The sequence below is a fragment of the Haloferax sp. ATB1 genome (assembly GCF_000730175.1).
The window spans coordinates 1-18,909 of sequence record NZ_JPES01000020.1; the positions used below are offsets into that span (position 1 = coordinate 1).

The window sequence follows — 18,909 nt, forward strand, 5'->3', positions numbered from 1 at the left end:
GCGGTCGGCGCACGGTTCGGTCGTGCGGCGTCGCCGCCGCGAGGAGCGTCTCGCGGGCGTCCGACAGCCGCGTTCGTTGCTTGAACCCGGCCGTGCGTCGGTCGTCGTGGTTCATACCGGCCCTTCGGTTCGGGGGGCAAAAAGCGTCGGCCTCGGACGCGACGGCGGGCGGTTTCCGAGCGCCGGCCCGTTTTGGCTTCGCGCTCGCGCGAGCGCGCGAGACCGCCGGGTTTTTCGACCCCGACTCCTTATGAGCGTTCATGTCAGCACTGCGCGACGCGCTGTCCGACCTCCCGGACGCGGTGTTCGCCGACCTGTTGGAGTCCGAGACGTCGTACCTCTTGGTCCTCGACCTCCCGGGCGTGACCGCCGAGACGGCGGAGCTCAGAGTCGAGAAGGGCAGATTGGTCGTCGAAGCGCGACGCGACAAACGGCTCCCCGCCGAGTTCGACTACGTCCGCGAGGAGCGCCCGCTGTTCCTCGACGCCGAGGTCCCGCTTCCCCCGGACGCCGTGGCCGACGAGGCCGAGGCGTCGATGGAGCGCGGGACGCTGGAAATCCGCCTCCCCAAGCGCGAGGCCGCCTCCGAGCGGACCATCCCCATCACAACCGACGGCGACGGCGACGACGACGAGGACGCCTCGTCGGCCCACCGGAAGACGTCCGGTGACGACGCCTGACGAGGCGGGTGGTCACGCTGGTCAACCTCCGCGCCTACTGGCGGTTCCTCGTCGTCCTGTATCAGTTCTTCCCGCTCATCGTCGCGTACACCCGTGACAAGCGGAAGTACCTCCTGTTCGGCGGCGGCCGACGCGTCACGACCGAGATGCGCGTCAAGCGCGCCGACGTCCTCTTGGAGTCGCTACTGACGCTCGGGCCGACGTTCATCAAGCTCGGACAGCTCCTGTCGACGCGTCCCGACATCCTCCCGCCGGAGTACATCGAGGTGCTCGGAAGCCTCCAAGACGACGTGCCGGCCGCGCCGTGGGACGAGTCGAAGGCCGTCCTCGAAGCGGAGCTCGGCCCCGTCGAGGAGGCGTTCGACGCGTTCGACAGCGACCCGATAAGCGGCGCGAGCCTCGGACAGGTGTACGTCGCCGAGTACGAGGGCGAGAAGGTCGCCGTCAAGGTCCGCCGCCCCGGCATCGAGGACCTCGTGGAGGCCGACCTCCGGGTCATCCGGTGGTCCATGCCGCTTCTCATGCGCTTTATCGGCGAGGGGCGGGCGTTCTCGCTGGAGAACCTCGCCGACGAGTTCGCCAAGACCATCCGCGAGGAGATGGACTACGCCGAGGAGGCCGAAACGCTCGTCGAGATTCAGGAGAACTTCGCGGACGACGACACGCTCGTCATCCCCGAGCCGATTCCCGAGCGCTCCGACGACCGAGTGCTCACGATGGAGTACCTCCCCGGAACCAAGATAAACGACATCGAGGCGCTGGACGACCGCGGAATCGACCGCACGGAGTTGGCGACGAACCTCCAGCGGATCTACCTCCAGATGATCGTCGAGGACGGCGTGTTCCACGCCGACCCCCACCCGGGGAACCTCTCCGTGACCGACGACGGCCGCATCATCTTCTACGACTTCGGGATGCACGGCGAGGTCGACCCGTTCGTCCAGGAGAAAATCGTCGAGTTCTACATCGCCGTCGCCAACCAGGACGTCGACGGCATCCTCGACACGCTCATCGAGATGGGGACGCTCAGCCCGAACGTCGACCGGCAGGTGATGGGCGACGTGATGGAACTCGCCATCGCCGACGCCCGCGGCGACGACATCGAGCAGTACCGCGTCAACCAAATCCTCGAACAGGTCGAATCGACCATCTACGAGTTCCCGCTTCGGCTCCCCCGGAACCTCGCGCTCGTGCTCCGGGTCGCCGGCGTCGTCGAGGGGGTCTGCGTCACGCTCGACCCCGAGTTCGACTTCATCTCGGTGGCGACCGACTACCTGACCGAGGAGGGATACCGCGAGGAGAGCGTCCAGAAAATCATCGAGGGCGTCGGACAGCAGGGCCAAAAGACCGCCCAGTCGCTGTTCCGCGTGCCGCCCAAACTCGAACGCGTCCTCGACCGGGCGGACCGCGACAATCTGACGCTCAACGTCCGGTTGGAGGACAACCGGGGGGTCCTCGACAAGCTGGCCAAGCGGCTCATCTACGGCATCTTCCTGTCGTTCGGCTTCGTCTCGACGGTCATCATCTACGCGCTGAACCCGGAGAACCTCGTCGCGGTCGGCGCGGCGGGCGCGCCGACGGGCGTCGTCGCCCTGCTCCTGTGGCGGTCGTTCCGCTCGCGGAAGGGCATCCGGACGACGCCGCAGTTCACCCGGCAGAACCTCAAAGAGCGCCGCAGAGAGTAATCAACACTGAGAATCGGGCGCGTAATTTTATCGGCTCTCGCGGACACACTGTTCAGCATGACGGAGTGGCGACCGGTGTTCGTGGGGGTGTGTCTCGCCGCGTGCACCGAATCGCTCGTCTACGCGATGACGGGGCAGTTCACGCTCGTCGGCGGGGTCACGGGGAGCGCGCTCGCCGGTTACGTCGTCGGCACGGACCCCGCCGACGGCGGGTGGCACGGCCTCATGGCGGGCGTCGCCTGGGGCTGTCTGCTCATGCCGCTCTCGGTGCTTTTGACCTTTCTCGAACGGACGCCGATTCTCTTTCCGTTCCAGTACGTCATCCCGCTGGTCGAGACGCCCGGGGAACTGACGACCGCTATCATGCTCGCGCTCGCGCTGCCGAACGTCGCGTCCGGCGCGCTCGGGAGCCGCGTCAGGCGCGACGCGACGGGGACGTGGTTCGACCCCGAGATGGCCGAGGTCGACGCGGTCGAAGACGCCTGACCGAATCGGCCGACGGCCGCGCCTTCCACGGCAGAGATTCGCGTGCGAAGACGGTTCCAAACCGTTTATACCCTCCATCCGATAACGGAGAGGCATGGCGAAAGAGCAGAAGCAGGTGCGCGAGCTCCAAGAAGGAAGCTACGTCATGATGGAAGAAAAGCCGTGCAAGATCTACGCCTACAGTACCGCCAAGCCGGGCAAGCACGGCAGCGCGAAGGCGCGCGTCGAAGCCCGCGGCGTCTTCGACAGCAAGAAGCGCTCGCTCTCCCAGCCCGTCGACGCGAAGGTGTGGGTGCCCATCATCGAGCGGAAACAGGGCCAGGTCGTCTCCGTCACCGGCGAGGACGCCCAGATCATGGACCTCGAAACGTACCAGACGTTCACGATGCGCATCCCCGACGAGGAAGACCTCAACCCCGAAGACGAGATCGAGTACCTCGAATACGAAGGCCAGCGAAAAATCGTCTAAACGGGGGTCACAGAGATGTTCCCCGGAGCAATCGCAGACCGCGAGGTCGCCGACTACGTCCTTCTCGGCGCTCCGCTCGACATCTCGACGTCCTTCCAACCCGGAACCCGGTTCGGGCCGAATCGAATCCGTCGGTTCGCCGAGTCGTTCGACGACTACGACCGGCGCACCGACCAGTTTTTCACCGACTTGCGCGTCCACGACGCGGGCGACGTCCGCGCGTGGGACGACGCACCTGAGTACGTCGAATGGCTCGCCGGGAGCGTCCGCGACGCCGTCTGGGACGACGCCGTCCCCGTCGTCCTCGGCGGCGAACACACCGTCACCGCCGCCGGCGTCACCGGCGTCGAACCCGACGTGTTCGTCTGTCTCGACGCCCACCTCGACCTCCGCCGCGAGTACGACGGCAACGAGTGGAGCCACGCCACCGTCACCCGCCGCGTCATCGACGAACTCGGCGTCGACGAGGCCGTGATTCTCGGCGCGCGAACCGGCTCGCCCGACGAGTGGGAACGCGCCGAGGCCGCCGACGTGACCGTGGTCGAACCCGAGGCCGTCGCCGACTGGGACCCCGACTTCGACGACGACCAGTCCGTCTATCTGAGCGTCGATATCGACGCCGCGGACCCGGCGTTCGCGCCCGGCACGGGCACGAAAGAGCCGTTCGGCCTCACCTCTCGGGAGATGCGAGACGCGGTCCGAGCGGTCGCGCCCCGCGCCGACGGCTTCGACGTGGTCGAGGTCAACGACCGCGACGACGGACAGGCCGCGTCGCTGGCGGCGAAGCTCCTCCGGGAGTTCGTCTTCTCGCACGCCGCCGGGCGGGCAGACGAGTAACCGACCCGCGGCGAACCCCGTTCCTTACAAGTTCCCGAGTCACGACTCCCCGGTATGCAGCTCTCCGACATCGTCGCCCGACTCGACGAGACGCTCGCCACCGACGAGTTCGCCGACGTGGACGCCAGCGCCAACGGCCTGCAGGTCGGCCCCGACGAGAAACCGGTCGAGAAAGTCGCCTTCGCCGTCGACGCCGCGGAAGCGACCATCGACGCCGCGCTCGACGCCGACGCCGACCTGCTCGTCGTCCACCACGGTCTCGTCTGGGGCGGCCTCGACCGGCTGACCGGCCGCGACTTCGACCGCATCGAGCCCCTGCTTCGCGGCGACCTCGCGCTCTACGTCTCGCACCTCCCGCTGGACGGCCATCAGGAACTCGGCAACGCCGCCGGCGTCGCCGACCACCTCGGACTCGCTGACACCGAGCCGTTCGGGTCGCTCGGACCGATTCACATCGGGCAGGCTGGGTCGTTCGAGTCGCCGAAGACGACCGACGAGGTCCACGCGGCGCTCGACGAACTCGACGGGAGCGCGGGCACGACCGTCCTCGACTTCGGCCCCGACGAACTCTCGTCGGTGGGGGTCGTCACCGGCTCCGGCGTCGACTGGTTGGACGAGGCCATCGACCGCGGCGTCGACGCGCTCGTCACCGGCGAGGGCAAACAGAAGGCGTACCACGAGGCGCGCGAGGCCGGTATCTCGGTGTTCCTCGCGGGCCACTACGCGACCGAGACGTTCGGCGTGCGGAGCCTGCGCGACCTCGCCGACGAGTGGGGCCTCGAAACCGAGTACGTCAGCCACCCGACCGGGCTGTAAGGGCGACCGAACGTCTGCCAACCCGCCGCACGGCCTCACCGGACCGGGGCGTTCAAACGCCCTGCCGACGCACTCCCTCGCATGAGCGACCACGACGATGACGGCTACGAGATGCCGGACCGCGAGGAGTTCCAACACGACCCGCTGGGCCACGCCGAGGTCCGCGGCGGCATGACGGTCGGCGAGTTAGTCGAGCAGTACGGCCACGCGGGCATCGGCGCGGCCGACGTCCACGAGGCCGCCGACATCTACGCCGAGATGCTGGCCGACGACGACTGCACGGTGTTCATGTCGCTGGCCGGCGCGATGGTCCCGACCGGGATGCGGAAGGTCGTCTCCGACCTCATCCGCGACGGCCACGTCGACGCCCTCGTGACGACGGGCGCGAACCTCACGCACGACGCCATCGAGGCCGTCGGGGGCAAACATCATCATGGGTCTCAGAACCACGGCGAGAAGACCGAACGCGAGCACGACGAGACGCTCCGCGACGAGGAGGTCGACCGCATCTACAACGTCTACCTCCCGCAGGAACATTTCGCGCTGTTCGAGTCGCACCTCCGAAGCGAGGTGTTCCCGGCGCTGGAGGAAGAGGGGACCGTCAGCATCGCCGACCTCTGCCGCGAACTCGGCCGCGCCAACAGCGAGGTCAACGAGCGCGAGGGAATCGAGGAGGACGCCGGCGTCGCGGCCGCGGCCTACGAGGCCGACGTGCCCATCTACTGCCCCGCTGTGCAGGACTCCGTGCTCGGCCTGCAGGCGTGGATGTACTCGCAGACCTCGTCGTTCTCGCTGGACGCGCTGGCCGACATGACGCCGTTGACCGACCTCGCGTACGACGCCGACACGGCCGGCTGTCTCCTCGTCGGCGGCGGCGTCCCGAAGAACTTCACGCTCCAGACGATGCTCGTCACGCCGGGCGCGTACGACTACGGCGTCCAGATAACGATGGACCCCGCCGCGACCGGCGGCCTCTCGGGCGCGACGCTCGACGAGGCGCGCTCGTGGGGCAAACTGGAGAAGGACGCCCGCAACACGACCGTCCTCGGCGACGCGACAATCATGCTCCCCCTACTCGTCGCCGCGGCGCGCGAGCGAATCGAGTAACACCGCGGCGAACCGCCCGACCGTCGCGTCAGCACGCGCCCACCTGCCGTCGAGTGAGGTGGGATACCTTTTTACCCGGCGAGCGCCCTTCCATGCCAACGAATGGCACGAGAGGGTGGACGGGGCGTTCGGGTCTGTCTCGACATCTGGCACCCGGACTGCTGGACGCTACAGGTGACCGCGGAGACGAGCGGGGGACTCCTCGGTCACGGCGTCCACGAGATAGACGGTCTCGCCAACGGGCGTTTCACCGCCTACGCCGACACGACCGAGGAGGTGGACGAACTCGTCGCGGCGGTCCGCGCGTCCGACCTGACCGAGTCGGTGTGGGAGACCGACGAACACGACGGCGACGTCGGGGTTCCGGGGAGCGCCGCGCGGGGAATCGTCGTCCGCTACGACCTCCGGAACTCCATCAACGACGCCCTCGTCTCGCGGGGGTTCATCCCCGACGAACCGGTTCGGATGCAGGGCGGCCGCGAGCGCTGGACCGTGCTCGTCCACGAGACGCGGCAGACCGTCCACGAGCGGTTAGAGGAGATTCGCGAGGAGCGGAACGCCGACATCGACGTGGAACTCATCACCGCCCCGGAGGACGGCGGCGGCATGTTCCGCACCGACGCGCTCTCGGACCGCCAGCGCGAGGTGTACGAGTTGGCTCGCCGCCGCGACTACTACACGTGGCCCCGCGAGGTGAGCGCCGCGTCGCTGGCCGCGGAGTTGGACATCTCGAAGGCGACGCTGCTCGAACACCTCCGGAAGGCGGAGTCGAAACTGCTCGGCGACTACTGAGACGGGTTTTTTCGGGTTCTCGGGCCGGATTCCGCCGGGGTCGCCGCTCGCTCTCCCGCCGCCCCACTCATGAGAGGGAGGGGTACTTTGCCGGACAACCGACCCATGTGATAGCATGTCATCGGTAGACGTGAACGACGGACGGAGTCTCTCGCGGGACATCGGACTGTTCGGTGCGGTGAGCACCGTGGTGGCGGGGACGCTCGGCGCGGGGCTGTTCGTCACCCTCGGCACGGCGAGTTCGACGACGGGACCGAGCGTCATCCTCGTCGTCATCCTCTCGGGGCTGCTCGCGATGAGTATCGCGCTCAACTACGGCTGGATGGCGACTATCTTCCCCGGCGCGGCCGGGTCGTACGCCTACGTCTCGCGGGCGTTCGACAGCCGACTCCCCGGCTTCGTGGTGACGTGGTCGAAGTGGCTCGGCTACATGGCCGCCGACGCGGTCCTCGCCATCGGCTTCGGGAGCTACTTACAGGTGTTCTATCCTTCGGTGGACCCGACGCTCGCCGGCTTCGGCCTGCTGACGGTCCTCTTTCTGGTCAACCTCATCGGCGCGAAGAGTTACAGCCGCTCGCAGAACGCCATCTTCGGCTTCCTCATCCTGTCGATACTCGTGCTCGTCGGCCCCGGGCTGTTGAACATCGACGCCGCGAACTACCAGCCGTTCTTCACCGGCGGCTTCGACGGCTTCGTCGCCGCCGCGGTCCCGCTGTTCTACGCCTACATCGGCATCGCCGTCGCCGGGCAGATGGGCGCCGAGGTGAAGAACCCCTCGCGGAACCTCCCGTTGGCGATGGCCGGCGGCACGGCCATCCTCATCTTCCTGTACGTGCTGACCGCCGCCGTCATCTACGGCGTCGTCGGCGACTACACGGTCCTCGCGGACTCGGCGCGGCCGCTCTCGACGGCCGCGGCGGTGTTCCTCGGCGATATCGGCACGGCCATCGTCGGCGTCGGCGGCCTGCTCGCCACCGCGTCGTCGGTCCACGCGGTCATGGCCGCGGGCATCAAGATGCCCTACTCGTGGGCGTGGGACGAGGTGTTCCCCAAGAAGTTCTCGGCGGTCTCCGACCGCTTCGGGACGCCCCACTGGTCGCTTCTGACGCTGTACGTCGTCGCCTCCGGCCTCACCTTCTGGAGCACCGGCCTCAGTCAGGCCATCGCCATCGCCACGTTCAGCTACCTCATCGCCTACGCCGCGGTGTCGATAACGGTGCTGTACGTGCTCTACAGCCGCACCGACCTCCGCGCGGAGGCGGGCTTTTCCCGCCCGGCGCTGCTGACCGTGACGGGGCTCGTCGGCTCGCTCGGCGCGGTCGGTCTCCTGACCGAGGCGTACAAGGGCTCGCTGTCGATTTACGTCCCGTGGGTCGCCGTCGGCCTCGTCGTCTTCGGCGTCTACTGGTACCGCGGCCAGCGGAAGGACCACGACGTCGAGGCCATCCTCGGGACGCTCCCCGGCGTCCCCTCCGACGAGTACAACCCCTCTGTCCGCGGGATGAGCGATGACTGACGACGCGACGCCGCGCGGTGACCGCCCGGTCGACGCCGACTTCGACCGCGACGCCGCCCCCCGCGTCGACCCCGACGAGACAATCGACCTCTTGCAGGAACTCGTGCGGATTCCGAGCCCGTACTTCGAGGAGGCCGAGGTAAGCGAATTCGTCTACGACTGGTTGGACACCCGGGGGCACGACCCGGAGTACCACCACGTGAGCGAACCGGACATCACGGAGTACGAGGGCGACAACGTCGTCGCTCGACTGGAGGGCTCGGACTCGGACGCGCCGACGCTCCTGCTGAACGCCCACATGGACACCGTGAAACTGGTCGAAGACTGGGACGAAGACCCGTGTTCGGGCCGCATCGAGGACGGCAAACTGTACGGACAGGGCGCGTGCGACATGAAAGGCGGCCTCGCGGCCGTCATGGTCGCCTTCGACGCGCTCGCCGACTGCGACCTCGCCGGCGACGTGCTCCTCACGGCCGTCGTGGACGAGGAGGGCCCCTACGGGCTCGGCACCGACCGCCTCATCCGCGACGGCGTCGTCGACGACTGCGACGCCGCAGTCGTCACCGAACCCGGCCCGATTCTCGCACAGGAGGACGTCGAGAACCCGGCGCTCCTGCTCGGCGCGCGCGGTCGCTACTTCTACGACATCGACGTCCGCGGACAGGCGGCGCACGGGTCGAAGCCTGACACCGGCGTCAACGCGGTCGTCGAGGCCGGCGAACTCGCGGCCGCGCTCGACGACCTCGACGTGGGCGACCACCCGAAACTCGGCTCGGGGTCGACCTGCCCGCTGAAAATCGAGGGCGGAAGCCAGACGCTGTCGGTCCCCGAGCGCGCTCGCCTCATGGTCGACCGCCACGTCGTCGTCGGTGAGACCCTCGAAGACGCCCGCGCCGACGCCGAACGCGCCGTCGAGGAACTCGGCCTGGAGAGCGAGGTCGACGTGGGATTCCGCGAAGCGCCCGACGAGGGCATCCGCTACGGCCCCTACGTGACGGACGACGACCACCCGCTCGTGTCGGCCCTCTCGGACTCGACTCGCGCGGTCGCCGGCGTCGACCCCGCCTACGGCTACTTCTCCAGCGTCGGCGACTTCAACTACCTCGGCGACCGCGCCGGCCTCCCGACGGTCATCCTCGGCCCCGACGGCGAGAACATCCACGCCGCCGGCGAGTTCGTCTTCACCGACGACGTGGTCGACGTGGCCGACATCGTCGCCGACGCCGCGGTTCGATTCCTCGGCTGAGGCGTTTCGGCCGCTCCGCTCCGTTTTGCCGCGTTCTCAACGCCGAGAACCGGGCGCAAACAGCTAACAGCCTCGCCCGGCACCTCGGACGCAATGACTGCGCCCAGTCTCACGTCGGTCGTTTCGGACCGCTCCGACGTCGAACTCGCCGCCGTCTTCGAGCGCGTCTGGGGGGCGCGAGGCTACGAGACGCGCGTCCGCTTCCGCGGCCCCGACGTGCACGTGGAGGCCACCGGGAAGACACCCGAGGGCGCAAAGCGCGACCTCCGAATCTGGATTACGACGACGGGCACCGTCACCGCGGACAAGGCGAGCGCGTTCGTCCGGCGGTGCGAGCGCGCCGGCATCGAACCCTACGTGGCGGCGGTCGGCGGCGGGCGAGTCGCCTCCGACGCCCACCGGCCCGGACTCGTCGTCCTCGATGCACCGGCCATCGCCGTCGAAATCCGCGAGACCGGCGTCGAATCGTTCGTCCGCGAACTCGCCATCGGTGACGGCGGTTCGGACGGCGGCAGTCCCGACGCGGACGGCGACGGCGACGACCCGGTGGACGACGAGGACGACGAAGCCGACCGACTCACCCGCCGCGAGGCGCTGAAAAAGGCCGGCACCTACGTCGCCGGTGGCCTCGTCACCTACCTCGCCGTCGAGCAGGTCTCCGATTTCGTCCAGCGCTCGCCGAAGCTCCGCGCCGCGGTCGCTCGCCGCGCGGCGTGGGTCGACGACCATCTCCCCGACGTTGCGCTCCCGACCGTCGAGTGGTCGCTCCCGACGCCGCAACCGCTCTCGGAGGAGTCGACCCTGCCGAACCGGACGACCGCGGTCGCGACGCCGGCGAACGCGACGACGATTCCCTACGCCGACCTCCGGACGAACCCCGAGTCGTACGCGGGAACGACCGTCACGTACACCGGCCGCGTCGAGGAGACGATGGAGCGCGACGAGACTCGGCTGGCGCTCGTCGCCGTCGAGGACGACCGGGGGCGACTCAGCGGCGACGTGGTCGCCCGCTGGCCCACCGGCTGCTTTTTCGACGGCGACATCGGCTTTCGACTGCTCGCAGACGAACGCGTCCGGCTCTGGGGCGTCGTCGCCGGCGAGGGCTCGATTTCGGGCGGCGTGCGGTACCCCCGTATCGACGTGTCCGCGTTGGAGAAGGCGTGAGCGAGTCGGGCGAGACCGATGGTGATTACTCGCTCGCGAGGCGAGAGCGAGGTGGCCGATGACGACGGCACCGTTCCGAACCGAACTAGGCACTCGGTGATGCGGAGCCCTATGAGTGCCGAGGCCATGTTCCCGAACGAGCGACGGTGACAGAGCTACCGAAGCCGGTCGATTCGAGCCGACTACTGCGAATCGAAAGAGCGACTACGACCCACCGACCGCGGCGTCGTGTGGGTCGAACCGCTCGCGAGGGAAAACGAGCTACTCTCGGAGAGCGAACCACTTTTGGGTCGATTCGTGAAACGGACCCCATGCAGCGACTCGAAGAGTCCCTACACGAAGCGCCCATCATCGACAAAGACGGCTACTCCTATCTCGTCCACCCCGTCAGCAACGGCGTGCCGATGCTCGACCCGCAACTCCTGCGCGAGGTCGTCGTCGGCATCACCCGCGCCGCCGACCTCGACGTGGACAAAATCGTCGCGCCCGAGGCGATGGGCATCCACATCGCCACCGCGCTGTCGCTCCAGACGGACGTGCCCCTCGTCGTCATCCGCAAGCGCGAGTACGGCCTCGACGGCGAGGTCGCGCTCCACCAGACGACCGGCTACTCCGAGTCGGAGATGTTCATCAACGACATCGAAGACGGCGACCGCGTGCTCGTCGTCGACGACCTGCTTTCGACCGGCGGGACGCTCGCGGCCATCTGCGGCGCGCTCGACGACATCGGCGCGGAGGTCTCCGACATCGTCGTCGCCATCCGGAAGGTCGGCGAGACGGCGCTGGACGACACCGACTACGAGGCGACGAGCCTCGTGGACATCAGCGTCGACGAGGACGGCGTCGAGATTCACTGAGCGGAACGTCGCTGACCGGCGCGACCGCGATTCGGGTCGTCGCGACGAATATACACGTAAATGTATATCTCGACGCATCGAGTGACGTGAAATACGCTCGAACGCGAAACTATTATTGAACGGGGGTCGCTCGTGGCGAGTACAGATGTCAGACGAGAGCGGCGAACTCGGCCTCGAATACGAAATCGACGACCGGCCGCCGTTGCTGGAGTCGATTCTCCTCGGGATACAGCACGTCTCGGTGATGATCGTCCCGGCGACCGCCGTGGCGTTCATCGTCGCGGGCGCGGTCGGCCTCGGCGTCGCCGACACGGCCTACGTGGTCCAGATGGTGCTCCTGTTTTCGGGGCTCGCGACCGTGGTACAGGCGTACGCCGTCGGGCCGGTCGGCTCGCGGCTCCCCATCGTGATGGGGACGAGTTTCACCTTCGTCGGCGCGGCGACGACCATCGGCGTCGATTACGGCTTGAGCGCGGTGTTCGGCGCGATTCTCGTCACCGGCTTCCTCGTCGAGGGGCTCATCGGCTGGCAGTTCGACCGCATCAAACCCTTCTTCCCGCCGTTGGTGACGGGCCTCGTCGTCGTCATCATCGGCCTCTACCTCGTCCCGGTCGGCATGGACTACGCCGCCGGCGGGGCCGGTGCCGCCGACTACGGCGCGGCATACAACATCGGTCTCGCGGCGCTCGTCCTCTGCGTCGCCGTCGCGCTCAACCTCTTTACCGACGGCATCACCCGACTCCTGAGCACGCTCGTCGGCATCGCCGTCGGCTACGTCGTGGCGTGGGTGCTCGGCGTGGTGGACTTCACGCCCGTCGCCGAGGCGGCGTGGTTCGCGATTCCCCGCCCCGGCGCGTTCGGCGTCACGTTCGAACCCGTCCCCATCGTCACCTTCGCGTTCCTGTTTCTCGTCTCCGCGATGGAGACCGTCGGCGACATGTCCGGCATCACCGCCGCCGAGGGGCGCAACCCGACCGACGAGGAGTTCCGCGGCGGCCTCTTTACCGACGGCTTCATGAGCTCCATCGCGTCGGTGTTCGGCGCGTTCCCGGTCACGTCGTTCTCGCAGAACGTCGGCATCGTCAACTTCACCGGCGTGATGAGCCGGTACGTCGTCGGCATCGCGGGCGTCGTCCTCGCCGTCCTCGGTCTCAGCCCGAAGGTCGGCGCGGCCGTCGCGACCATCCCGAGCGCCGTCTTCGGCGGCGCGGTCCTGCTCATGGCCGGCATGGTCGCCGCCAGCGGCGTCCGTCTCGTCTTCCTCCACACGAACCTCGACCGCCGGAACATGGTCGTCGTCGCCGCCTCGCTCGGGCTCGGCCTGGGCGTCGCCACGCGACCCGACGCGCTTTCGGGGCTCCCGCAGGCCGCCGCGACGTTCTTCAGTCAGCCCGTCATCGTGACCGCGCTGACGGCGCTCGTGCTCAACACGCTCGCGCCGGGCGACCAGAGCCCGCTTTTCGACGCGGCCGACGAGTCGGTCGCCGCGGACGGCCGCGCGTCAACCGACGACTGATACACATCGAACAGATGATAACTGATTACGGTTTCAATGGACGTGTTATAGTTCGTGTCTCGTGACTGTCGGGAAACCGTCCGGATTACCGACGAATTCATTTCTGTTCGCTGCCTTACCATGTGTACGATGAGCGAGCAGCAGCGGGTCACGTTCAACGGGGATACGCGGGTGCTGTACCGACAGGCGGTTCGAACGCCCCTGCCGGACGAGGACGCCGAGCGACTGTTCCACGAGAACATGATGAACATCGCGGACGCCCAAGAGCGGAAGGCGGACATGCTCGCCGACCCCGACGTCCCCCTGCTCGAAGCCTACGAGACGCAACTCGAAGGCATCGCCAAGAGCTACAAGCGGCGCTGTCGCCACATCGCCGGCGACGACTTCGAGGAGATTGCGATGGCGTACAACCGCGGGGAGCGCGACGACCGTATCGGCGCGCTCACGGCCTACTACTTCGAGGGGCTCTGGCGGATGCAGCAGCGAATCACCGTCACCGACATGCTGTTTTTCCCCATCATCCTGCGGTACCCCGACTGCTTCACCGTCAACATCCGCTTCGCCAGCGGCTACACGACCACGGAGTCCGTCCTCTACGAGTCGCCGGAACACTCCACCGAGGAACTCGACGACGAGTACGCCGAGCGCTACTACAACGAGAGCCTCTACTCGCAGAAGGAGGCCGCCGAGTACATCAGAGACACCGCGGAGATAATCCGCGAGGAGTTCCCCAGCCCCGACGAGTCGACGTTCGAAGAGCGGCAGTACGGCGGCATCACCTCCGCCGGCGGCCGGAAGGGACCGGTGTTCTCGTCGATGCTCAAGCGGGTCGAGCCCGACCCGAACCGGTTTTCGGAGCCGGTCGGCGAACCGACGCTCGTCGAGGAGGGCGAGGAGGCGCGGCGGACCGAGCGGGAGCTACTCCCCGAGGGCGCAATCGTCCTCTGAGACGGCCGCCGCCGATTCGCCGCCGACTCGTCGCCGTCAGGCCATCGACCCACAGACGACCGTATAAGTATCTCACCGCCGAAGGCGGGGTATGGACGGTCACGCGCGGAGGTCGCGCCGCGAGACGCCGCGGGACGTGGTCAGGTTCTACCTCCTCGACCACCGGACCCCGGTCGGCAAGGCGATCGACATCGCGCTCCTCGCGCTCAACCTGCTTTTCGTCGGGCTGTTCGTCGCCGAGACCTACCCGCTTTCGGCGGCGGTCCAGTCGGCGCTCTGGTCCGTCGAGGCCGCCGTCTCCGTCGTGTTCCTCGCGGAGTATCTCCTCCGCCTCTACGGCGCGCGAGACCGGACCGCCGAACTGTTCAACGTCTACTCGTTCGTCGACCTCCTTGCGATTCTGCCGACGCTGGCGGTGCTCGTGCTCCCCGTCTCGTCGGTCGCCGCCAACATCGGCTTCCTGCGGGCGATTCGCGTGGTTCGCGTCCTCCGGTTCTACCGCTTCACGCGCGACGAGGAGTTCTTCTTCGGTACCGTCTCGGTCGGGACGCTCCGCGTCATGAAACTGCTGTTGACGGTGCTGACCATCTTCTTCGTCGCCGCGGGGATGTTCTACTCGTTCGAACACCGGGTGAACCCCGCCGTCGGGACGTTCGGCGATGCGTTCTACTTCGTCGTCGTCGCGCTCTCGACGGTCGGCTTCGGCGACATCGTCCCGGTGACGGAGGCGGGGCGGTGGGTCACGGTCGCCGCCATCCTCGCGGGCGGTCATCCTCATCCCGTGGCAGGGCGAGCAAAATCGTCAAGGAGTGGGGCCACCGCGACAAGGTCAACGTCACCTGCCAGAACTGCGGGCTGGCCTACCACGACGCCGACGCCTCGCACTGCAAGTCCTGCGGCCACGTCATCTATCAGGAGTACGACTCGCGGGAGTGAACGCGCGTCCGCGGACGCGGTCGGACAGCTCGCGGGCCGAGCACGCGCCCGCTGTTCGAACATGAATATTTATTATAGATTGGCCTGTACTGCCGGGTACAACAATGTCGGTCGTACGCGTACTTCGATAACTCTTCTCGCCGCCGCACAGCCGTCCGACCGACCCGAACCATCCAAAATCGTGAGCACAAACGCCACCCCGACCTACGAACCGACCCTGCGAACAGCCCGTGAACAGTCCGCCGAAAGCGAGACAACCACCCCCGACCGCGCCGACTCCACGTCGGGCGTCGCCCGGTGTCAGCGCCAGTTCGAATCGGCGCGGACCGAGCGCATCCACAACCTCGTCGACAGCGAGAACCGGTCGATGCCCCGGATGAACCGGGAGTCGGCGTCCGACTGAGTCGCGTCGGCGGCCCGCACGTGTTCGCACTCTCCGCGTTCGCTTTCCTGCCCGCATTCGCTTGCGGAGACACGTCGCTTGAAGTGAGTGGCCGCCGCAGGGGCGAGTAATGCGATTGGCACGGATTCGAACCGACGACGGAGTGGTGTCGGGCCGGTACGACGACGGCGTCGTGACGGCCGACGGCGAGGAGTACGAAGTCGGCGTCGACGCCGAGTTGCTCGCGCCCTGCGAGCCGACCGCGCTCTACTGCGTGGGCCGGAACTACGCGGCGACGGTCGACCAGATGGACTACGACATCCCCGACCAGCCCGATTGGTTCATCAAGCCGCCGGTGTCGGTGCTCGACCCCGGCGCGGACGTCGAGTACCCCGACTGGACCGACGAGCTAACCTACGCCGGCGAACTCGCGGCCGTCATCGACCGCGAGTGTTCGGACGTGGCCGAGGCCGACGTGTCGGACGTGGTCCGCGGCTACACGATTCTCAACGACCTCGACGCGCTCGACCAGCCCGGCCGAACGGCTCGAAAAGCGTTCGACGGCTCCGGACCGCTCGGTCCGTGGATAGAGACAGACGTGGAGCCGTCGAACGTCGACATGACGACCCACGTCGGCGGCGAACTCCGGCAGGAAGCCAACACCGAGCGGATGCTCTTTTCGCCCGCCGAAGTGGTCTCGTTCCTCTCGGAGCGCTACACCTTCCAGCCGGGCGACGTGATTTCGTTCGGCAGTCCCGCGAACCCCGGACTGGTCGAACCCGGCGACGACGTGGAAATCTGGTACGAGGGCGTCGGCACGCTCACGAACCGCGTCGTCGACGGCGAGTAAGAAGGCGCGAGAACAAGGCGACGAGAGGTGGGCGGACGGCCGACGGTCGTCGGCTCGTCCGACTCAGTTCAGCGCGTCGACCTCGTCCGCGAGGTCGGTCGGCTCGTCCACGGGGCCGTTGACGAACAGGCCGTGCGCCATCACGACCGCGGCGAGGGCGCTGAAGGCGACGAGCGTCGTCTGCGGCTCCATCGGGGTGACCCGGCCGACGACGACGCCGGCGACGAGGCTCCCGAGGATGCCGAGAAGTACGAGATCGTAGTACTGCCACGTGTAGCCCATGACGAGTCGTTAGAGCGCCAGCGCCGAAGGCGTGGCGCTCGGTTCCGTCGTCGGGGATGATGAAACGAAGTCGTCGCGCCGGTGCCGCGGCAAAGACGGTCACGGAACGGCTATACGTCGCCAGACACTCGAACCCCTATGGAGTATCAGACTGCGCTCGACCGAGCGCTCAACGTCCTACCGGAACGAAACGTCGAACAGGAACGCCTCAAAGTCCCGGACCCGTCCGGCGAGACCGACGGCGCGTTCACCCGTCTCACCAACCTCGGGGAAATCGCGGACGCGCTCTCGCGGACGCCCGCGCACCTCCACAGCGCCATCCAGCGCACGCTCGGGACGAGCGGCCAGCTGGAGGGCGACCGCGCCCGCTACAGCGGGTCGTTCTCCATCAACGACTTCGAGGAGGCCATCGACGGCTACGTCGAGGAGTACGTCATCTGCTCGGAGTGCGGCCTGCCGGACACCCGCCTCGTCACCGAGGACGGCGTCGACATGCTTCGCTGTGAGGCCTGTGGTGCCTTCCGGCCGGTCCAGAAGCGCTCCAGCGTGAGCAACAAGCGCCAGCGCGAGGCCGTCGAAGAGGGCCGCACCTACGAGGTCGAAATCACCGGGACCGGCCGCAAGGGCGACGGCGTCGCCCAGCGCGGGAAGTACACCATCTTCGTGCCCGGCGCGCAGGAGGGACAGACCGTCCGCGTCTACATCAAGAACACGAGCGGGTCGCTCGCGTTCGCGCGACTCGCCTGAATCGGTCCCACGGCGGAACACGAGTCGCTCGGCGACCGAATTCCGCGCACAGTCTCATATTCTCTCGCCGCGGTCGCTTCTTTCGCGGGCCGGGTCACCGGCGTCGATGACGCCCGCGAGACGCAGTTACTCGTCTTCGTCTTCGCCGTCACCGCCGCACCGACCGCGGAGGCCGACGAGCGCGACCAACAGGAGCGTCGCTCCCTCGACGCGGGCCGCGGTCGTCACCCACGGCTTCGCCGTCATCTCGCCGCCGTCCTCGTAGGCGAGGCGCGTCATCGCGGCGACCAGTTTGTCCGGAAAGAGCAGTTCCACGAGGCCGAACGCCGCTAACAGGGCTCGGAGCATGTTCGAATATCGGGGCGGAATCGGTGAAAAACCGCCGTCCGTTCTCACACCGCGGGAGCGACCGTTGTTCGCGTGGGCGTCACGGTCACCGCGGCCGTCGCGGCCGACCGAGCCACAAGTCGTATCAGGCCGCCTCAAATCGGTTACGTCATGCGATTCGAGGAGCTACAGCGGCTGTACGACGGCGCGGATTACTATTGGGGGACAGAACCGAACGAGCTGGCGACCCGGACTGCGGACGCCGTCTCGCCGGAGACGCACCCCGAAGTCGTCGACCTCGGGGCGGGCGAGGGGCGCGACGCGGTCCGGTTCGCGGAGCGCGGCCACGACGTGACGGCGGTCGATATCTCGCCGAACGGTCTCGACAAGGCCGAACGACTCGCCGAAGAGCGGGGCGTCGAACTCGCGACCCGGCGCGCCGACGTGAACGACCTCGCGTTCGAGTCGCGCTGGGACGTGGTCTACTCCATCGGGACGCTCCAGTACGTCCGCCCGGGGAACCGCGACTCGCAGTTCCGGCGGTTCCGCGAGGCGACGCGCCCCGGCGGCGTCCACGCGGTGTGGGCCTTCGTCGACCACCCGGAGGTCGCGCCGGCCCCCGATTGGGGTGAGAACGAACATCTCTACGACCCCGGCGAACTGGCTGGCTACTACGACGGTTGGGACGTCCGGCACAGCGACGAGTACGTGTTCGCGGACGACTCCGCGGGCGAACCGCACCGACACGCCTGCGAGGAGTTGATTCTACAGAAACCGGAGTGATTTTTCCGCAGAAACCGGAGTGAGTCCGGAGGCCGACTGGTTTCGACTCGGCCGGTTCGTTCACCGCACGAGGGCGCTCACCCGCCCGACTCGAACCCCGCGACGAACGCGTCGGTCGCGTCCCGCCACGCCGCCGCGAGGTCGTCAGAGAGCGAGTCGGCGTCCCACGACTCGACCGCGTCGTGAGCGTCGAGCCACGACACCACCCCGCTGACGCCTTCTTCGAACCCGACCGTGTAGCGGAACCCGAGGTCGGCCTTCGCCCGCCCGTTGTCGAAGACGGTGCTGTACCGGAAGTGGTCGCGGAGCATCCGCGTCCGGTCGGGCGCGACCGCGCGGAGCACCTCGGTCGGAACGTGAACGAGGTCGGGTTCGGGCGCGTCGAGCGCGGCGGCGACGCGCTCGTGGTACTGGTTCCACGTCATCGTCTCCTCGCTCGTGACGTTGTAGGCGCGGCCGCCGACGCCCGGGCGCTCGACCGCG

General features: G+C 67.8%; 20 protein-coding genes and 2 pseudogenes. 19 read left to right on the plus strand and 3 right to left on the minus strand.

Annotated features, from left to right (window positions below; translation table 11 throughout):
* Positions 1–260: 260 nt before the first annotated feature.
* From ATB1_RS03430 to ATB1_RS03510, 17 genes and pseudogenes are all read left to right on the plus strand, one after another.
* Positions 261–680: an Hsp20/alpha crystallin family protein gene (locus ATB1_RS03430; RefSeq protein ID WP_042662277.1), complete on the plus strand. Its 420-nt coding sequence runs from the start codon at positions 261–263 to the stop codon at positions 678–680.
* Between the two features lie 8 nt (positions 681–688).
* The gene (locus tag ATB1_RS03435) at positions 689–2,365 is read left to right on the plus strand and encodes an AarF/ABC1/UbiB kinase family protein (protein ID WP_042662278.1); all 1,677 of its coding nucleotides are present in this window, start codon (positions 689–691) and stop codon (positions 2,363–2,365) included.
* 57 nt (positions 2,366–2,422) lie between these two features.
* Positions 2,423–2,851: a DUF5518 domain-containing protein gene (locus ATB1_RS03440; protein ID WP_042662279.1), complete on the plus strand. Its 429-nt coding sequence runs from the start codon at positions 2,423–2,425 to the stop codon at positions 2,849–2,851.
* Between the two features lie 94 nt (positions 2,852–2,945).
* A complete protein-coding gene (locus ATB1_RS03445; protein WP_042662280.1) occupies positions 2,946–3,320 on the plus strand; it encodes a translation initiation factor IF-5A in 375 nt (124 codons plus the stop codon).
* A 15-nt stretch (positions 3,321–3,335) separates the two neighbouring features.
* Positions 3,336–4,157 carry an agmatinase gene (gene speB, locus ATB1_RS03450; RefSeq protein ID WP_042662281.1) on the plus strand — a complete coding sequence of 274 codons (822 nt, stop codon included), beginning with the start codon at positions 3,336–3,338 and terminating at the stop codon, positions 4,155–4,157.
* A 54-nt stretch (positions 4,158–4,211) separates the two neighbouring features.
* Positions 4,212–4,973, plus strand: coding sequence for a Nif3-like dinuclear metal center hexameric protein (locus tag ATB1_RS03455; RefSeq protein WP_042662282.1), 762 nt, complete (start codon positions 4,212–4,214; stop codon positions 4,971–4,973).
* 81 nt (positions 4,974–5,054) lie between these two features.
* Entirely contained in the window at positions 5,055–6,080 is a 1,026-nt protein-coding gene (locus ATB1_RS03460) for a deoxyhypusine synthase (RefSeq protein ID WP_042662283.1), read from the plus strand.
* A 102-nt stretch (positions 6,081–6,182) separates the two neighbouring features.
* On the plus strand, positions 6,183–6,872 hold the full coding sequence (locus ATB1_RS03465; RefSeq protein ID WP_042662284.1) for a helix-turn-helix domain-containing protein: 690 nt from the start codon (positions 6,183–6,185) through the stop codon (positions 6,870–6,872).
* A 115-nt stretch (positions 6,873–6,987) separates the two neighbouring features.
* A complete protein-coding gene (locus ATB1_RS03470) occupies positions 6,988–8,388 on the plus strand; it encodes an APC family permease (protein ID WP_042662285.1) in 1,401 nt (466 codons plus the stop codon).
* On the plus strand, positions 8,381–9,634 hold the full coding sequence (locus tag ATB1_RS03475; RefSeq protein WP_042662286.1) for a M20 family metallopeptidase: 1,254 nt from the start codon (positions 8,381–8,383) through the stop codon (positions 9,632–9,634). The genes ATB1_RS03470 and ATB1_RS03475 overlap by 8 nt, the downstream gene beginning before the upstream one ends.
* A 93-nt stretch (positions 9,635–9,727) precedes the next feature.
* On the plus strand, positions 9,728–10,798 hold the full coding sequence (locus tag ATB1_RS03480; protein ID WP_042662287.1) for a hypothetical protein: 1,071 nt from the start codon (positions 9,728–9,730) through the stop codon (positions 10,796–10,798).
* A 311-nt stretch (positions 10,799–11,109) separates the two neighbouring features.
* Complete coding sequence (hpt, locus tag ATB1_RS03485; RefSeq protein ID WP_042662288.1) at positions 11,110–11,655, plus strand: hypoxanthine/guanine phosphoribosyltransferase; 546 nt, start codon at positions 11,110–11,112, stop codon at positions 11,653–11,655.
* A gap of 145 nt (positions 11,656–11,800) precedes the next feature.
* Entirely contained in the window at positions 11,801–13,171 is a 1,371-nt protein-coding gene (locus ATB1_RS03490; protein ID WP_042662289.1) for a uracil-xanthine permease family protein, read from the plus strand.
* Positions 13,172–13,291: 120 nt separating this feature from the next.
* Complete coding sequence (locus tag ATB1_RS03495; protein WP_394324763.1) at positions 13,292–14,119, plus strand: hypothetical protein; 828 nt, start codon at positions 13,292–13,294, stop codon at positions 14,117–14,119.
* Positions 14,120–14,210: 91 nt separating this feature from the next.
* Positions 14,211–15,055, plus strand: a pseudogene (locus ATB1_RS03500) (ion transporter).
* A gap of 181 nt (positions 15,056–15,236) precedes the next feature.
* On the plus strand, positions 15,237–15,458 hold the full coding sequence (locus ATB1_RS03505; RefSeq protein ID WP_042662291.1) for a hypothetical protein: 222 nt from the start codon (positions 15,237–15,239) through the stop codon (positions 15,456–15,458).
* Between the two features lie 109 nt (positions 15,459–15,567).
* Positions 15,568–16,287: a fumarylacetoacetate hydrolase family protein gene (locus ATB1_RS03510; RefSeq protein WP_042662292.1), complete on the plus strand. Its 720-nt coding sequence runs from the start codon at positions 15,568–15,570 to the stop codon at positions 16,285–16,287.
* Positions 16,288–16,350: 63 nt separating this feature from the next.
* On the opposite strand, the gene ATB1_RS03515 is transcribed toward ATB1_RS03510, so the two are convergent.
* Positions 16,351–16,569, minus strand: a complete 219-nt coding sequence (locus ATB1_RS03515) for a hypothetical protein (protein ID WP_042662293.1) — start codon at positions 16,567–16,569, stop codon at positions 16,351–16,353.
* A 138-nt stretch (positions 16,570–16,707) separates the two neighbouring features.
* Between ATB1_RS03515 and ATB1_RS03520 the strand changes: the two genes are divergently transcribed.
* Positions 16,708–17,316: a translation initiation factor IF-2 subunit beta gene (locus ATB1_RS03520; protein ID WP_004975572.1), complete on the plus strand. Its 609-nt coding sequence runs from the start codon at positions 16,708–16,710 to the stop codon at positions 17,314–17,316.
* 126 nt (positions 17,317–17,442) lie between these two features.
* Here ATB1_RS03520 and ATB1_RS03525 read toward each other — a convergent pair whose 3' ends face one another.
* Positions 17,443–17,664, minus strand: a complete 222-nt coding sequence (locus ATB1_RS03525) for a hypothetical protein (RefSeq protein WP_042662294.1) — start codon at positions 17,662–17,664, stop codon at positions 17,443–17,445.
* A 150-nt stretch (positions 17,665–17,814) separates the two neighbouring features.
* Here ATB1_RS03525 and ATB1_RS03530 point away from each other — a divergent pair, with 150 nt between their 5' ends.
* Positions 17,815–18,426, plus strand: coding sequence for a cyclopropane-fatty-acyl-phospholipid synthase family protein (locus tag ATB1_RS03530; RefSeq protein WP_042662296.1), 612 nt, complete (start codon positions 17,815–17,817; stop codon positions 18,424–18,426).
* A gap of 77 nt (positions 18,427–18,503) precedes the next feature.
* On the opposite strand, the pseudogene ATB1_RS03535 reads toward ATB1_RS03530, so the two are convergent.
* Positions 18,504–18,909: pseudogene (locus ATB1_RS03535) on the minus strand (epimerase); the annotation flags it as partial.

Excerpts from the sequence above, each read along its gene's own strand:
- ATB1_RS03430 (WP_042662277.1), top strand. The coding sequence starts at position 261 with ATGTCAGCACTGCGCGACGCGCTGTCCGACCTCCCGGACGCGGTGTTC.
- ATB1_RS03440 (WP_042662279.1), top strand. The coding sequence starts at position 2,423 with ATGACGGAGTGGCGACCGGTGTTCGTGGGGGTGTGTCTCGCCGCGTGC.
- ATB1_RS03445 (WP_042662280.1), top strand. The coding sequence starts at position 2,946 with ATGGCGAAAGAGCAGAAGCAGGTGCGCGAGCTCCAAGAAGGAAGCTAC.
- speB (WP_042662281.1), top strand. The coding sequence starts at position 3,336 with ATGTTCCCCGGAGCAATCGCAGACCGCGAGGTCGCCGACTACGTCCTT.
- ATB1_RS03455 (WP_042662282.1), top strand. The coding sequence starts at position 4,212 with ATGCAGCTCTCCGACATCGTCGCCCGACTCGACGAGACGCTCGCCACC.
- ATB1_RS03460 (WP_042662283.1), top strand. The coding sequence starts at position 5,055 with ATGAGCGACCACGACGATGACGGCTACGAGATGCCGGACCGCGAGGAG.
- ATB1_RS03465 (WP_042662284.1), top strand. The coding sequence starts at position 6,183 with ATGGCACGAGAGGGTGGACGGGGCGTTCGGGTCTGTCTCGACATCTGG.
- ATB1_RS03470 (WP_042662285.1), top strand. The coding sequence starts at position 6,988 with ATGTCATCGGTAGACGTGAACGACGGACGGAGTCTCTCGCGGGACATC.
- ATB1_RS03475 (WP_042662286.1), top strand. The coding sequence starts at position 8,381 with ATGACTGACGACGCGACGCCGCGCGGTGACCGCCCGGTCGACGCCGAC.
- ATB1_RS03480 (WP_042662287.1), top strand. The coding sequence starts at position 9,728 with ATGACTGCGCCCAGTCTCACGTCGGTCGTTTCGGACCGCTCCGACGTC.
- hpt (WP_042662288.1), top strand. The coding sequence starts at position 11,110 with ATGCAGCGACTCGAAGAGTCCCTACACGAAGCGCCCATCATCGACAAA.
- ATB1_RS03490 (WP_042662289.1), top strand. The coding sequence starts at position 11,801 with ATGTCAGACGAGAGCGGCGAACTCGGCCTCGAATACGAAATCGACGAC.
- ATB1_RS03495 (WP_394324763.1), top strand. The coding sequence starts at position 13,292 with ATGTGTACGATGAGCGAGCAGCAGCGGGTCACGTTCAACGGGGATACG.
- ATB1_RS03510 (WP_042662292.1), top strand. The coding sequence starts at position 15,568 with ATGCGATTGGCACGGATTCGAACCGACGACGGAGTGGTGTCGGGCCGG.
- ATB1_RS03515 (WP_042662293.1), bottom strand. The coding sequence starts at position 16,569 with ATGGGCTACACGTGGCAGTACTACGATCTCGTACTTCTCGGCATCCTC.
- ATB1_RS03520 (WP_004975572.1), top strand. The coding sequence starts at position 16,708 with ATGGAGTATCAGACTGCGCTCGACCGAGCGCTCAACGTCCTACCGGAA.
- ATB1_RS03525 (WP_042662294.1), bottom strand. The coding sequence starts at position 17,664 with ATGCTCCGAGCCCTGTTAGCGGCGTTCGGCCTCGTGGAACTGCTCTTT.
- ATB1_RS03530 (WP_042662296.1), top strand. The coding sequence starts at position 17,815 with ATGCGATTCGAGGAGCTACAGCGGCTGTACGACGGCGCGGATTACTAT.